The sequence below is a fragment of the Rhodococcus sp. USK13 genome (assembly GCF_018343855.1).
Classification (GTDB): Bacteria; Actinomycetota; Actinomycetes; order Mycobacteriales; family Mycobacteriaceae; genus Rhodococcus_F; species Rhodococcus_F oxybenzonivorans.
The window spans coordinates 4,614,763-4,629,763 of sequence record NZ_CP069242.1 but is presented as its reverse complement, the minus strand read 5'-3'; the positions used below and the strand labels follow the sequence as shown (position 1 = coordinate 4,629,763).

Below are 15,001 nucleotides of genomic sequence, written 5' to 3'. Positions count from 1 at the left end.
TCGATATGGATGTAACCATGACCTTGTCCGCACTCACTGCCCTCTCGGGCCTCGATGTCTTCGACTATCTCGACCAGGAAGTGTCCATACCTGTTATCGACGGGCTACAGGCGCAAGGCGATCTCCTGGTGATCCCGCATTCGCTCGTCGCCGACATCGTCACCATCACCATGTGGACGCGATCGGAGAGGGTACCGCTCTCAGGAGTGGAATTGCTGCGTAGCGCTGCGGGCGGAAACCCGCACAGCCTGGTCGCCGACGAAGGGGTGTGCATCTGGTCGACGCCCGTGAGCGATCCACGGCGCCTTGCGCTCGGTATCCTCGACGCCCGCGTTACTGCCTACCTCATCCACCCCGAGCACGGAGCCACCGGCATCGCCCCTGGCCGGTATGTCATCGGACGGCAGCGAGAACAGGGCGTCGGGCGGTCCTTCGAGGGTGCGCAGCTGGTCGCCGACTGACCTATGGCGCCGTGGCCGGCGATGATGCGAGCGCCCAGGAACTAGATCTAGCTCGCCCGCAATGTCAGCCCGATTCCGTCGGCGTTGACCAGTCGCAGCGAGTCCGAATGGACGCTGTAACTGGTCTCGCCGGTCAACGCCGCGAGTACGGCACGTTCGACCTCCGACACGTCCGGGGGGCACGCAATCCGGGTGGTCGCCCAGGGCCCGAACTCGATCGAACTCTGTCGCACGTCTGCGGTCCCGGTCATCCGGTTGCAGCCGGTGAAACCGGAAGCGGAACCGTCGCCGGCGATCAGCAACTGCGGTGTCGTTCGCTCCAGCGCCGCTGTCGTCGTGACCGCGTCCGGGCTGATCAGTGCGGTGACCGTCCAGGTGGTCCCGACGACGGGCCGATCCGGCCGGACGACCTTCTCGTCCGTCAAAGTTACCGACCCCATGGGCCTGGTGAGGGTCAGTGTGTCGCCGCCGAGGGTCCAGCTCGGCTGCGCGTCCAGTAGTCCCGCCACCCAAGCGTCTGCGCCGGCGGCCTCTCCCGGACACGCCATCAGGGTCATTGCGAGCGGACCTGCCACCACCTTCCCGCCGGACAGGTCGACGTCGGCGCTGCCTTGATTGCACCCGGCGTCGAAGGAGAGGCGTCCGGGGTCGGTGAAGCCCAGCACGAGCGGACCACCGCCGGGAATGGGATCGCCCTCGACGGAGGTGGAGACGAAGGTGCGGCCCACCGGGTCCGGGGCCGCAGTTGGCGCGTCCCCGCCGCAGGAAGTGAGCGAGGCGAACGTCAGGAGGCCGAGAACGATGGCGGTGGCGCGCATTCCTCGAGGTTAGACACATCGTCCGCATGTGGTATCAGCGCGGGGTGGGGGCCGCACGGAATCCACACGGCCGCGTGTGCACTTGTGCAGGACGGCCGATGTGCCCGACTGATGGGCTGAGATATTCGTTGGTGTACGAGTGCGAGCGCCGGTCGGTAACGTACTTCTCGTGATCGGATCTCCTATCACGTCCGGTGCCGGAAATCGTCGCGCCGCTCATCGGTGTGTGGTGATGGTGATTCCACCATGAAGGCCGCGGCACCGTCGGGCCGGCAGCAAGGAGCCGACTGCGTCATCGAAATGCGCGGATTGTCGAAATGCTTCGGTGATCTCGTCGCCGTCGATTCGCTCGATCTCGATGTCCATCGGGGGGAGGTCTTCGGTTATCTCGGCCCCAACGGGTCGGGGAAGAGCACGACGATCCGTATGCTGTTCGACTTCATCCGTCCGTCCGCCGGAACCTATACCGTGCTCGGCGGCAGCGGGGCCGACCCGGCGATCCGCCGTCGGCTCGGCTACATCCCCGGCGAGCTCCGATTCGACCCCAAATACACGACGGCAGACCTGATCGCGTTCTACGGCCGGCTACGCGGTAGCGTCGACATGCCCTATGCCCATGAGCTCCTCGAACGTTTCGACCTCGACCCAGTGCGGCCGATCGGACAGCTCTCCACGGGCAACCGCCGCAAGTCCGCAATCGTGCAGGCCTTCATGCATCGGCCGGAACTGTTGATCCTGGACGAACCCACGGCCGGTCTCGACCCACTACTGCAACACGAATTCCACCAACTGATCGGCGACGTGAAACGCGACGGCACCACCGTGTTCCTGTCCTCACACGTTTTGCCCGAGGTGGAAGCTCTCGCTGACCGCGTCGCAATCCTGAAGAAGGGCAGGCTCGTCACGGTCACCGCAATCGACGATCTCCAGCGCCACGCCCGCCAGCACATCGACCTCTACCTTGCCTGCGAAGCAAATGCCGAGCCCTTCGAGAAACTCCCGGGAGTCCTGAGCGCCACCTCGTCCGGAGCGGTGATCGCGCTCGTCATCGAAGGCAATGTCGCCGACGTCCTGAAGCACGCCGCGACGCTGCCGGTGCGGCGGATCGTCACGCACGAAACCGACCTCGAGGACGTGTTCCTCAACCTGTATCGGGATCAGCCGTGAGGATCTTCGGGCGTTTCCTCGAGGACCGGCGCCGATCCACGGTGTGGTGGTCGGGCGGCGTGGCCGCCTACGTGGCGGTCAACAATGCGTTCTATCCGACGATCAAGAACACGGCCGGCATCGAGAACCTCGTCAAGAACCTTCCGGACACCTTCAAGACACTGATCGGCTCGAGCGACCAGATTCTCATCACTTCCCCGGCGGGGTACCTACAGGGACGTGTGTTCGGCCTCATCCTGCCCGTCCTGCTATTGGTCTTCGCCGTGGGAGCCGGCGCCTACGCGATCGGCGGGAGCGAGGAGGACGGCACCCTCGAACTACTCTTGTCCAACCCGGTGACCCGCGGACGTGTCCTGATCGAACGATTTTTCGCCGTCGTCGCACTGTCGATCAGTCTCGGGATCGTCGTTGCTGCAAGCCTTCTCGCGTTCTCCCCGCCGTTCGGTCTGCTCGAGGGCGTGTCGATTCCCGGACTCGTCGCGGCGGTGTTCGCGGCGACTGCTTTCGGCGTCATGCATGGTGCGATCGCGTTTGCTGCCGGCGCCTGGACGGGTCACCGGTCGGTGGCGATCGCCACGGCCACGACCGTGGCCGTCGTGGGCAATCTTCTCAACGCCGTCGCGGCGGCGAGCGAGAGTTTGCACATCTTGCGCTTCGCTTCGCCCTGGCATTGGTACGGGGGCCGCAACATGCTTGCGCAGGGGATCGCGCTCGAGCCCTTCCTCGTTCCGATTGCCGTTTCCGTAGTCTGCGCGGCAGTGGGTTGGTGGAGCTTTCGACGTCGAGATCTGCACTGACCACGGGGGTGATGCGGAACGAACATTACGGCCGAGGGAACCGGGCGACGAAAGAGTCGGGTGCCGCCCACCGCCAGGCGTTTTGCCCTTTCCTATCCGGTTTCGAGAGTCACCTCGAAGGGTAATTGCGATGTATGGGTGCACCAGAAAGGGTCGACGGCCGGACCGCACCGGCCGGGTCTGACCGCGCAGGCACTCGCTCTCGTGGCACTACCACCGGCAGTGGCAGCCAGGCGTCGGCGCGGGCCGGCGCAGTTGCCCATAAATCCAGGACTGCACCTTCCGAAGCGGCATCGGGGCGACTGCCACGAAGGCGCCCGCTTCCCCCCAGGCAACCGGCTGCCAAGACCGCGACCGTGTCCCGTGGCAGCGTTCCACGGAAGAAAATTTCGACGTCACGCCCGACACGAACCGATACCACCGCACCGTCCGCGGGCGCGCCCCGTCGGTCACATCCGGACGGCACCGCCTCCACCGAAGGTGCGCGGGAAAAGACCGGCATCGCGAAGCCGACGGCTCGGAAGCACCCCCGAGGCGCAGGGGCCCACGCACAAGCCCATTCCCGGTCCACGACGCCGGCCCGTATTCGACCGCTCGACACGGCCTCGCGAGGGACGGAACACGGCCCGCTCACCGACGCAGTCATCGAGTGGTTGAAGAACACAGTTCACAGGCTCCTGGACGCGGCGCGGGACCGCAGCGACACACTGACACAGAAGATTCAGCAGAGACTCCGAAAATTTATGGACACTCTCGTCGACCCCGCCGCACAAGGCAACGCGGGCCTGCTAGCCGGACTCGAAGCACTTCGCGCCGTCCTGACGGGTAAGAATCCGGTGTGGGCGGCGACCAAGGCGCTGGTGTCCCGACTGAGTGGCAAGACCAAGATCATTATTGTTCTTCTTCTCATTCTCGGACTGCTGCTAGGGCCGGTGCTGCTCGTAGTCCTCCTCCTGGCTCTCGTTGTCGCGGCGGTGGTTGCGGCAGTGCGGGCCGCTGCCAAGTGACGTCGCCGAGCGGGATGCCGAGACCAAGGGTGTGCTCGAGTCCGCGGGTGAAGGGATTCGACGTACCCCGAAATGCTTGAGCGCGAAGCTCTTTCGCGCAAGTCAACCTCGGTTCGGCACGTGCTGTCCACCCGATGTGGACGCTGATCAGTATGCGCTCGGCGGGGGAGACGGACTCAACATCGCCGCCGGCACTGTCGTCAACGGAGTTCAATGAGGCTTGCGGCGGGGTGCGGGTTCGCGTGCGGTTCCCGATCCGCCGAGCAGCTCACCGAGCGACTCTCCCACGGCCTCGAGCGCGCCCTTGGTCTTCGCCTTCGCACTGTCGCTGCCCTTCACATCGGAGTCGAGGTCGGCAAGGCCTTCGGGTTCGTTGCCGAACTCGAGTCGGTTCACCGCCTCCGCGAAGCGCAGGTAGGTGTCGACGCTGGCGACCACGACGCGTGTATCGATGGTGAGCAATTCGATTCCGACCAGCGAGACTCGCACGTTGGCGTCGATGACCAGGCCCTTGTCGAGATGGTGTCGACGACGTCGGCGAGGCTGCTCGAACTCGGGCCCCCTCCCATTGTGGTCATCACTACGTCCTTCCCGGTCGCCCAACGGAGGTCTACTCAGCACCCCGTCTGCGGGGCCGCCGTCGCGCCGGTCGCTCCTCGGCCTGCTCGACCGGCTCGTCTCCCTTCGGCCGCTTCCTGCGCCCAAGCGAACCCAGCGCGCCGAGCGCGTCGCCGGTGACTTTCCCGACCGTGCCCACGGCATCGCCGGTGACATCTCCCACCGTGCCCACGGCATCGCCGGTGACGTCTCCGGCTATGTCCGCGGTGTCCTCGACCAGCTCTTCGGCTGTCTCGAGTACCGCATCGTCTCCGGAGCGGAGCCGATTGTTCAGGGCGTCGATTCGGGCGGTGGTAGCGGTCATGGCCGCCACTTTCACGGCGTCGAGGAGTTGGCCACGCACCGATTCACTGAGCTCGGCGAATTCGGGCGAGGACCGGAGTAACTTGGCGGCCCGGTCAACCATCTCCTGGGGTCCCCCGGCGAGGCGGCCGGCCCCGGCAGCCGCGAGCAGGATTCCCAGTTTCTTCCGGTGCCCTCGGCCCAACCAATAGCCCACCAACACCGCTGCTGCGACCTGCACACGGGTCATCATCGTCGACTCCCTCCACCCGGCCCATGTTTGGTCGGGGCCGGGCGACTCGGAGGTGGCCGGCCGGCGTACCCGAAGTGAGGCCCTGCCGGCGCGAACCGTCCTGAACCTGACTACCCGCCACGGACAAGCTTCAAGCGGTCAAAAGGGGTGATTGAGTTCCCCTGGCGTATCCGGGCGCGCACCGGGACAACCCCCGACACGCCCACCCGAGATAGCGTCTTCTGGGTGGGCGTGTTCTTGCCGGGGTCAGCGGGCGTAGCGCTGATCGATCGGAGGCAGAACGGTGGGCCCGAAGTTGTTCACGATCGGCATCATCGCCTTGAACCAGGTGCGGGCCGGTTCGGTGCCACCGAACAGGTTGCCGTCTCCGCACGAGCGCAACGGGCTGGTGCAGATCTGGCCGGGGGTGGGTGAGTCCCCGAACACGTAGACGCTGCCGGCCAGGTTGTTGGTGTACCCGAGGAACGCCGACGACATGTGCGACTCGGTGGTTCCAGTCTTGCCGGACATCGGCAGCTTCCACCCGGCGCCGGCAGCTGCCGCCGACGCGGTGCCCCCGGGCAGGTCGTCCTTGCTGAGTGCGTTGGACAGGGTGTCGGCCAGGCCGGGGTCGATAACCTGCTCGCAGGCCTGTTGGGTGAGCGGGACCGGCCGCCCCTGCCGGTCGACGATGGAATCGATCGGGGTCGGTGGGCACCACTTGCCGTGCGAGGCCAGTGTCGCGGCAACATTCGACAGCTCGAGCGGATTGAGCCACATCGGGCCCAGGGTGAAGGATCCCAGGTTTTGATCCTTGACCATGTCGGCCAGGCTCTTGTCCCCGAACCCTGAGGTGCCCGGTTCGGTGTAGGAGCGCATGCCGAGGCGCACCGCCATGTCCACCGTCGCATCCACCCCGGTGGTCTGGATCAGCTTCACGAAGGCGGTGTTCGGGGACTGGGCGAGGGCGTCGGTGACCGACAGTGCCCGCGGATACGGGGCGGCGTTCTGCACGCAGTAGGTCGCTGCCGGGCATCCGGGGGCACCGCCGTCGCCCATCCCGCGAGCATCGAATCGGCCGGGCACATCCAGGACCGTGTTCAGCCGCAGACCTTTCTCCATCGCGGCGGCGGTGGTGAAGACCTTGAACACCGACCCGGCACCGTGCCCGGACAGCGAGTAGGGCAACTCCTGCACCGTCTCGGCCGCGGCCGCGTCCAAACCGTAGTTGCGGCTACCCGCCATCGCGAGGACCCGGTGCTGGTCCTGCCCGGGCTGCACGACGTTCATCACGCTGGCGACATCCGGAAGTTTCGCATCGGCGTAGGACGACACCGCCGACTTCACCGATTGCTGCACGGCAGGATCCAAGGTCGTGCGGATCAGATAGCCGCCCTTGTCGAGTTGCTCCCGGGACAGGCCGGCGTTCTGCAGGTACTGCAACGCGTAATCGCAGAAGAATCCGCGGTCGCCGGCGGCGATGCACCCGCGGGGCAAATTGTTCGGCTTTGGCAGCACCACGAGCGGGGTGTCCTTCAGGGCGCGGATCTCGTCAGCCCGATCCGGCACGTTCACGATCAGGGTGTCCAGCACGACATTGCGGCGTTCGATGACCCCGTCCGGGTTGGTGTAGGGGTTGAGCGCCGAACTGGACTGGACCATGCCTGCGAGCATCGCCGACTGCGCCAGGTTCAGGTCCTTGGCGTCGATGCCGAAGTAGGTGCGGGCGGCGTCCTGCACCCCGAAGGAGCCGTTGCCGAACGGCACCAGGTTCAGATATCGGGTGAGAATTTCCTCCTTGGAGAGTTCCTGATCAAGGGTCAGGGCCATCCGAATCTCCCGGATCTTGCGGACCGGAGTGGTCTCGATCGCCGCGCGGCGTTCGGCGTCGGTCTGGGCGACGACGTGCAGCAGGTAGTTCTTCACGTATTGCTGATTGATGGTCGAGGCACCCTGCTCGATCTGGCCGCTCGAGGCGTTGGTGAAGAACGCACGCATTGTGCCCTGCCAATCCACGCCCTGATGCTGGCCGAACCGTTTGTCCTCGATGGAGAGGATCGCCAGTTTCATGTCGTTGGAAATCTGGTCGCTGGGCACTTCGAAGCGGCGTTGGTCGTAGAGCCAGGCGATGGGGTTGCCGGCGATGTCGGTCATCGTCGTCACCGCGGGCACCACCCCGTCGGCCAGTTCCGCCGAGCTGTTTCCGACGCTGTCGGCTGCCCGGTTGGACAGATAGCCGACGCTGGCGGCGGCCGGAAACAGGATTCCGGATAGCAGCACCCCTGCGGCCGTGGTGGCGCCGGCGAGTTTGGCAATAGTCTTCGAACGCAATACGGCACCTCATTCGGACGGTGCACCGGAACGCGAATCAAACGGTGCAAGAACGATTATCGGGCCAAGGGCAGAGTACGGGCGGGAATGACACACCTGCGGCGCCCTGACCGTGATAGCCACACGAGTGGCGAGGCGTCAGTTCTCGCGGGAGGGCAGCCGGCGACCCGTCACACCTGAAGCACGCAGGTGGTTCTGAGCACGGACATCGGAGATACCGCCGCGGTCGAGGCCGGTGCTCGGGCACCGGCCGGCACGGACAGCCCTCTCCCGAGGCGCTGCCCTTTGGTGCGGCGCCGCGCGAGCGCGCTGATCAGGACCGCCAGCGACGCGGACAATGCTGTCAGAGCCAGCTGCCGATGAATCGCATCCGCCGGCAGGTCCGTGCCCGTCGTTCCGGCTTCGAACGCGCCGGGCGTGAGCGATTCGGTGACGACGAGCAGCGCCGAACGCCGCCGCGAGAATTGCCGAACACCACGCACAGGGCTCAAGGTAACACCGCCGGTTGGGCGGGGTGGGGCATCGGACACTCTCGAACGTGTTCGGCGTGCTCGCTGCCAGTGAGGCCCGCCGGGATGGGTCGCCGAAGACGGCGATGGCGAGGACGTCGAAGTTCGGTGGAGGAGCTATTTCGTCCCGCCGATCACGTCCAGCACGTCACGGAGCGCGGACACGGAATGCGCGGGGAGGAAGGCATCGCAGAACGGCAGCGCGGCCGCCATCGATCCGGCGAGAGGCCGGAAGTCGGGGTCACCGGCACGGGGGTTGAGCCACACCAGTCGGTGGGCGCGGCGACGGACCCTGGTGAGGGCATGCGCCAGGCGCTTCGGGTCGTCGCTGTCCCAACCGTCGGACGCGATGATCACGACTGCCCCGCGCAGCGCGTTGCCGTGCGGGGACGCCAAGAGTTCGCTCACGCTGCCCGCGATGTGGGTGCCGCCGAATCTGTCGACCACCTTGTCGTTCGCCTTGCGGACCGCGGTCTCGGCGCTGCGGTGGGCGAGGACGGGGGTGAGCCGCGTCAGCGACGTGGAGAACGCGAACACCTCCGGCCTGCCCGCGGTCTGCCGTTGCACCGCCGCGCGCATGAGATGGAGATAGATCGCAGCGTAGGGCTGCATCGACCGGCTCACGTCGCACAGCATCACGATGCGCCGCGGACGGTTCCGGGCACGGCTCCGCGCGAGAACCACCGGCTCCCAGCCCGTGGCTCTCGACAGGTTCATGGTGGCGCGCAGGTCGATACGCCGGCCGCGGCGGTGCACTTCGCGACGCCGGGTGCGGCGGGACGGCCAAGCGGCGGTGGCCTGTTCCAGCCAGGATCCGAGGAGCCGGAGGTCGCCGGCGTCGAATCGGGCGAAGGGCTCGTCGGCGCGGGCCACGAGCCTGCTGGGCAGGGTGTCCGGCACGGCGGTGAGCGCGTCGCGAAGGTCGTCCTCGCCGCTGTCGTCGCCGCCGGTCATCATCGGTCGTGTCACCCACGGCACGCCCTCCACGTCCTGCGCGTCACCGGGCCGGTCGCGACCCTCGCGGACCCCGGCGAGGGCAGTCTCCCGTCCGGCAGCGGCGCGGCGCGCGTGCGGGTCCACGGACAGCACGGCGTCCTCGAAGACCGCGGAGAACACCGCGTCGAACGACGCGAGGTCGTCGACGCGGTTGACCAGCGTCAGGCGCGCCGACCAGTACAGCCGCGACCGCGAATTCGGCGGCGACAGGTGCAGCGCCTGCACGAACACCGCGGGGCCACTCGCCGAGACGACGACACCACGCGAGCGCAATCGGGCGACGAGTGCCACCGCGAACGCCGCGAGGTCGACGCCCCGCAGGACGCCCGACGCGCTCATCGCCTGCGGCGGCCCACCACGAGCACGACCACGATTCCCGCGAGGACGGCGGCGAGAATCGGCGCGTACCGCTTCCACACCCCCGCCCCGGACAGTGCGAGGAGGTCCAGCGGAGCCGGTTCGGCGGCCGGCGGGGCCACGGAGAGGTTCGTGGTCCCGGCCGCCTCGGGCTCGGCCGTGGACTCCTCGCCGGGACCTCCGGCGAGCTTCGCTTCCAGCGACTCCGCGAACTGACCCATGAGTTTTTCCGACACCTGCTGAATCATTCCGCTGCCGAACTGCGCAAGTTTGCCGACGATCTTCATGTCGGTGTCCACGGTGACGCGGGTGCCGGCACCGGTCTCGTGCAACTGCGCGATGATCGTCGCGGACGCGTTACCGGAACCGCGTGAGTCCCGACCTCGGGCGTCGATCACGGCGCGATGCTCCTGCGGGTCACGCTGCACGAACGTGGCCTTGCCCTTGAATTCGCTCGTCACCGGGCCGACCTTGACCTTCACCTTCCCCAGGTAGTCGTTGCCTTCCCGTCCGGTCATCTGTGCCCCGGGCAGCAGCGGGGCAACCTCCTCGAGGTCGCTGAGTACCTCCCAGGCCTGCTCGATCGGTGCATTGACGGTGAACTCGTTGGCAATCTTCATGGCAGTTGCCTTTTCATCCGGTGGCCAGGACGTGCGCATAGTCGGTGAATGCGTCTTGAACTATTGTGCGGTCGTCAGGGGTCTTCGCGAGGGCACTCAAGCTTTGAATTGCGTCGTCGCGAACCAGATCCGCCACACCCAGGGCCGCGAGTGCGGACACCCAGTCGATCGTCTCGGCGATTCCGGGCGGCTTGTCGAGATCGAGTTCGCGGGCCCGGCCGACGAAGCGGGTGGCGTGCTCGATGAGGGGTGCCGTCGCCGCGGGGACCGTGCGGCGCACGATGGCGGCCGCCCGGGCCGGCTCCGGATAGTCGATCCAGTGGTAGAGGCACCGCCTGCGCAGCGCGTCGTGGAGGTCGCGGCTCCGGTTGGATGTCAGCACGACGATGGGGTGCTGTTCGGCCGTGAACGTTCCGAGTTCGGGTACGGTGACCGACGCCTCGCCCAGAAATTCGAGGAGGAGTGCCTCGAACTCGTCGTCGGCTCGGTCTATTTCGTCGATCAGCAGTACGGGCGGGGTCGGTCCCCGATATCTCACGCAATGGAGGATCGGACGCTCGAGCAGGAATTCCTCGGTGAACAGATCGTCCTCGGTCAGACCGTCACCCCGCGATTCGGCCAGCCGGATGGTGAGCAACTGCCGCTGGTAGTTCCAGTCGTAGAGGGCCTCGTTCGCGGTGAGGCCCTCGTAGCACTGCAAGCGGATCAGTGGGGCGCCGAGGACGGCCGCGAGAGCCTTCGCCGCGGTGGTCTTACCGACTCCGGGTTCGCCTTCGAGCAGGAGCGGACGGCTCAGCGCCGCCGCGAGATACAGAGCGGACGCGGTTCCGAAGTCGAGGAGGTAGTCCTCGGCATCGAAGCGCCGGATCACCTCCGCCACATCCTCGAAGGGTGTCGTCATACCGCTTCCGTTCCCTGCGCGAACGAAGTCCGGCAACCCGGCCCGCAGAACCAGAAGTCGTCACCGCCGCGCCGCAGGTGGACAGTATCCGGCCGGACCGAGACGCGCATCCCGCACACCGGATCGACCGCTTCCGTCACCGCCTCCCGCGGAGGCGTATCGTCCTCGGGCGCACGTAGTCCCGCGGTGCGCAGTTCGTGCACCAGTTCTGCGGCGATCGACACCGCGATCTCCGCCGACGTCCGCGCCCCGATGTTCAGGCCGACCGGGGTATGTACCCTGGCCCGCTCGGATTCGGTGAGACCCAGGGCGTCGAGGATGGCGCCGCCCCGAGTCCGGCTGGCGACGAGCCCGACGTATCCGACCCCGGCGTCGAGCGCCGCGCGAATGACGTCCGCCTCGGGGCCGCCGTGACCGGCCAGCACCACGGCCGTCGTGCCCGTGAACTGTTCGAGACCGGCGTCGTCGTGCTCGACGGAGAACTCCAGCAATTCCGAAATGTGCGTCAACGCCTGCGCGATCGGTGTGGTGCCGTAGATCCGCACCACCGGCGGTGGCAGTTGCGGCTCGAGAAAGATCTCCATGGCGCCACCGGACAAGCACGGATTCACCACGACGGATGCGCCCGGCATCTCGGGGAACTGCACGGCCCCGTCGGGAAGGACCCGCAGCAGCACGCTCTCGTTGGTCTTCAGCACACCCAGGGCTGCCGTGCGCACCGAGTTCTGCGCGCACTGGCCGCCGACGAAACCCTCGATGGTCCCGTCCTGCAGGAGAATCGCCTCGTCACCGGTATGGCTGGACGTGGGTGGCTGCGCTCGCACCACGGTCGCGTGGACGAACGGCCTGCGGTCGCGCACCAATTGCGCCGCACGCTCTTTCAGATCCATCGGGCCTCCTGCCGAGAGCCGGGCAACGTTCAGATCGGTGGTGTCGCGCGGCCCTGCATGGCCTCCCACACCCGGGACGGGGTGAGCGGCATGTCGGCGTGCCGCACACCGAACGGGGCGAGCGCATCCACGACGGCGTTCACCACGGCCGGCGGAGACCCGACCGTCGCGGACTCGCCGATGCCCTTGGCGCCGATCGGGTGATGGGGTGACGGGGTGACGGTGAAGCCGGTCTCCAGCTTCGGCACCTCCAGCGCCGTGGGGATCAGGTAGTCCATCAGCGATCCGCCGAGGCAGTTGCCGTCCTCGTCGAATTCGATGATCTCCATCAACGCCATCCCGATGCCGTCGACGATGCCGCCGTGCACCTGGCCCTCGATGATCATCGGGTTGATGCGGGTGCCGCAGTCGTCGACGGCGAGGAACCGCCGCACTTTCACCACCGCGGTGCCGGGATCGATGTCGACGACGCAGAAGTACGCGCCGTAGGGGTACGTCAGATTCTCCGGGTTGTAGCAGATCTGCGCGTCGAGTCCGCCCTCGATGCCCTCCGGCAGATCACCGGCGCCGTGTGCCCGCATCGCGATGTCCTGGATGGTCACCTTCGCTGAGGGATCACCCTTCACATGGAATTCGCCTTTCTCCCATTCCAGATCCGCGACCGAGGCCTCGAGCATCCCGGACGCGATGATCTTCGCCTTGTCCCGTACCTTGCGGGCCACCAGCGCCGCGGCCGCGCCCGACACCGGCGTGGACCGGCTGCCGTACGTGCCGAGCCCGAACGGTGTGTTGTCGGTGTCGCCGTGCACGACGTCGATGTCGTCCGGTGGAATGCCGAGTTCCTCCGCGACGATTTGGGCGAACGTCGTCTCGTGCCCCTGTCCCTGGGTCTGCACCGACAACCGGAGGACGGCTTTTCCGGTGGGGTGGACGCGCAGTTCGCACCCGTCGGCCATGCCCAGGCCGAGAATGTCCATGTCCTTCCGCGGACCGGCGCCGACGGCCTCGGTGAAGAACGCCATGCCGATACCCATCAGCTCACCGCGTTCGCGGCGTTCCTTCTGTTCCTCCCGCAACTGCTGGTAGCCGATCAGGTCCATGGCTTTGCGCAGGGTGGTCTCGTAGTCGCCCGAGTCGTACACCCAGCCGGTCTTGCTGGTGTAGGGGAACTGGTCGGGACGCAGCAGGTTCTTCAGCCGAAGCTCCGCCGGATCCATCTTCAGGTCGAACGCCAGGCAGTCGACGAGCCGCTCGACCAGATACACGGCCTCGGTGATGCGGAACGAGCACGCGTACGCCACCCCGCCGGGCGCCTTGTTCGTGTAGACCGCCGTCATCGCGCAGTGCGCGGCCTCTATGTCGTAGCTGCCGGTGAAGACGCCGAAGAAACCCGCCGGATACTTCACCGGGGCCGCAGTGCCGTTGAACGCACCGTGGTCGGCCAGCACCTTCGTGCGGATCGCGAGCATCTTGCCCTCTTTGGTCGCAGCGATCTCGCCGACCATGATGTAGTCGCGGGCGAAGCCCGTGCTCATCAGGTTCTCGCTGCGATCCTCCATCCACTTCACCGGTTTGCCCGTCACCAGCGACGCCACGATGGCACACACGTATCCCGGGTAGATCGGGACCTTGTTGCCGAATCCGCCGCCGATGTCCGGGGACACCACCCGAATCTTGTGCTCCGGGATCCCCGAGACCAGGGCGTAGACCGTCCGGTGCGCGTGCGGGGCCTGCGACGTGGAGTACAGCGTCAACTTGCCGGACACCTTGTCGACGTCGGCGATCGCACCGCACGTCTCCATCGGCGCCGGATGCACCCTCGGGTAGACGATCTCCTGCTTGACCACGACGTCCGCCCTCGCGAACACGGCCTCGGTCGCGGCGGCGTCGCCCGTCTCCCAGTCGAAGCAGTGGTTGTCCGTTTTGCCGTCGAGATCGTCACGGATCACCGGTGCGTCGGGTGAGAGCGCCCTGCGGGCGTCGACGACAGGATCGAGCATGTCGTACTCGACGTCGATCAGCTCCAGCGCGTCCCGAGCCGAATAGCGGTCCTCAGCGATGACGAATGCGACTTCCTGACCTTGGAACCGCACCTTGTCGGTGGCGAGTACGGCCTGCACGTCGTTGGACAGGGTCGGCATCCACGCGAGGTTCTTCGCGGCGAGGTCGGCGCCCGTCACTACCGCGGTCACCTTCGGGTGTTCCTGTGCCGCAGAGGTATCGATGCTAACGATCCGTGCATGCGCGACCGGCGACCGCAGGATCGCCAGGTGCAGCATGCCGGGGAGGATGATGTCGTCGACGTAATTCCCGAGCCCCCGGATGAAGCGGGGATCCTCCTTGCGGAGCATGCGGCCGTGGCCACAGGGTTTCTTGTCGTTGTCGATGATTTCGGCGTCGCCCGATGGCGGACGCGATTCGACGGTGGTCATGACTTACTTCCCGTGGTCGCGTGTTCCTCGACTGTCATCGGTGCGCCCTCGGCGCCCCGCGTCTTGTCCTCCTGGACCTCCGCGTCGAAGTCGCCGGCCGGTTCCGGCTCGGCGGCCTCGCCCGCCCGATGGTCCGCCGCCCACTGGATCGAGCGCACGATCGTGGTGTATCCGGTGCAGCGGCAGATCTGCCCGGAGATCGCTTCCCGGATGGTGGCCTCGTCGGGGCTCTCCTCCCGGTCGAGCAGGGCCCGCGCCGTCATCATCATGCCGGGGGTGCAGAACCCGCACTGCAGTCCGTGGCACTGCATGAAGCCCTGCTGGATGGGATCGAGTTCGCCGTCGTGTTCGAGACCCTCGACCGTGCGGACGTCGTGCCCGCTCGCCATCGCAGCGAGCATCGTGCACGACTTCACCGGATCGCCGTCCACGGTGACGACACACGTACCGCAGTTGCTGGTGTCGCAGCCCCAATGGGTCCCGGTCAGACCGAGCTGGTCGCGGAGGAAATGGACCAGCAGCATGCGCGGTTCCACCTCGGCGCTCACTGCCTCGCCGTTGACGGTCATGTTCACCTGCATGG

General features: G+C 66.8%; 14 protein-coding genes and 1 pseudogene. 4 read left to right on the top strand and 11 right to left on the bottom strand.

The features are described 5' to 3' along the window. Window positions 1-5 precede the first annotated feature (5 nt). On the top strand, window positions 6-461 hold the full coding sequence (locus tag JQT59_RS23705) for a DUF8820 family protein (RefSeq protein ID WP_213572236.1): 456 nt from the start codon (window positions 6-8) through the stop codon (window positions 459-461). 47 nt (window positions 462-508) lie between these two features. Here JQT59_RS23705 and JQT59_RS23700 read toward each other — a convergent pair whose 3' ends face one another. After that, on the bottom strand, window positions 509-1,279 hold the full coding sequence (locus JQT59_RS23700) for an META domain-containing protein (protein WP_213572235.1): 771 nt from the start codon (window positions 1,277-1,279) through the stop codon (window positions 509-511). A 246-nt stretch (window positions 1,280-1,525) separates the two neighbouring features. On the opposite strand from JQT59_RS23700, the gene JQT59_RS23695 reads away from it, so the two are divergent. From JQT59_RS23695 to JQT59_RS37225, 3 genes are all read left to right on the top strand, one after another. Further along, complete coding sequence (locus JQT59_RS23695; RefSeq protein ID WP_213572234.1) at window positions 1,526-2,446, top strand: ABC transporter ATP-binding protein; 921 nt, start codon at window positions 1,526-1,528, stop codon at window positions 2,444-2,446. Continuing rightward, window positions 2,443-3,243: an ABC transporter permease subunit gene (locus JQT59_RS23690; protein WP_249353800.1), complete on the top strand. Its 801-nt coding sequence runs from the start codon at window positions 2,443-2,445 to the stop codon at window positions 3,241-3,243. Before JQT59_RS23695 ends, JQT59_RS23690 begins: the two co-directional genes overlap by 4 nt. 743 nt (window positions 3,244-3,986) lie before the next feature. Continuing rightward, window positions 3,987-4,250 (top strand): hypothetical protein, encoded by a 264-nt coding sequence (locus tag JQT59_RS37225; RefSeq protein ID WP_249353798.1) that lies wholly within the window; start codon window positions 3,987-3,989, stop codon window positions 4,248-4,250. 210 nt (window positions 4,251-4,460) lie between these two features. Here JQT59_RS37225 and gvpJ read toward each other — a convergent pair. The 10 genes and pseudogenes from gvpJ to JQT59_RS23635 form a co-directional block, all read right to left on the bottom strand. Then, a pseudogene (gvpJ, locus tag JQT59_RS23680) lies at window positions 4,461-4,828 on the bottom strand (gas vesicle protein GvpJ). Between the two features lie 32 nt (window positions 4,829-4,860). After that, a complete protein-coding gene (locus tag JQT59_RS23675; protein ID WP_213578037.1) occupies window positions 4,861-5,400 on the bottom strand; it encodes a hypothetical protein in 540 nt (179 codons plus the stop codon). 249 nt (window positions 5,401-5,649) lie between these two features. Then, complete coding sequence (locus tag JQT59_RS23670; protein ID WP_502939878.1) at window positions 5,650-7,698, bottom strand: transglycosylase domain-containing protein; 2,049 nt, start codon at window positions 7,696-7,698, stop codon at window positions 5,650-5,652. Between the two features lie 185 nt (window positions 7,699-7,883). Further along, entirely contained in the window at window positions 7,884-8,195 is a 312-nt protein-coding gene (locus tag JQT59_RS23665; protein WP_213572232.1) for a hypothetical protein, read from the bottom strand. Window positions 8,196-8,339: 144 nt separating this feature from the next. Next, window positions 8,340-9,557 carry a vWA domain-containing protein gene (locus JQT59_RS23660; protein ID WP_213572231.1) on the bottom strand — a complete coding sequence of 406 codons (1,218 nt, stop codon included), beginning with the start codon at window positions 9,555-9,557 and terminating at the stop codon, window positions 8,340-8,342. Then, entirely contained in the window at window positions 9,554-10,195 is a 642-nt protein-coding gene (locus JQT59_RS23655) for an SRPBCC family protein (RefSeq protein WP_213572230.1), read from the bottom strand. The genes JQT59_RS23660 and JQT59_RS23655 overlap by 4 nt, the downstream gene beginning before the upstream one ends. 13 nt (window positions 10,196-10,208) lie before the next feature. Then, the gene (locus tag JQT59_RS23650) at window positions 10,209-11,096 is read right to left on the bottom strand and encodes an AAA family ATPase (RefSeq protein WP_213572229.1); all 888 of its coding nucleotides are present in this window, start codon (window positions 11,094-11,096) and stop codon (window positions 10,209-10,211) included. Further along, window positions 11,093-11,986 carry an XdhC family protein gene (locus tag JQT59_RS23645; protein ID WP_213572228.1) on the bottom strand — a complete coding sequence of 298 codons (894 nt, stop codon included), beginning with the start codon at window positions 11,984-11,986 and terminating at the stop codon, window positions 11,093-11,095. The genes JQT59_RS23650 and JQT59_RS23645 overlap by 4 nt, the downstream gene beginning before the upstream one ends. Window positions 11,987-12,015: 29 nt before the next feature. Beyond that, window positions 12,016-14,418 carry an aerobic carbon-monoxide dehydrogenase large subunit gene (locus JQT59_RS23640; protein WP_213572227.1) on the bottom strand — a complete coding sequence of 801 codons (2,403 nt, stop codon included), beginning with the start codon at window positions 14,416-14,418 and terminating at the stop codon, window positions 12,016-12,018. Continuing rightward, on the bottom strand, window positions 14,415-14,999 hold the full coding sequence (locus JQT59_RS23635) for a (2Fe-2S)-binding protein (protein ID WP_213572226.1): 585 nt from the start codon (window positions 14,997-14,999) through the stop codon (window positions 14,415-14,417). The genes JQT59_RS23640 and JQT59_RS23635 overlap by 4 nt, the downstream gene beginning before the upstream one ends. Between the last annotated feature and the right edge of the window lie 2 nt (window positions 15,000-15,001).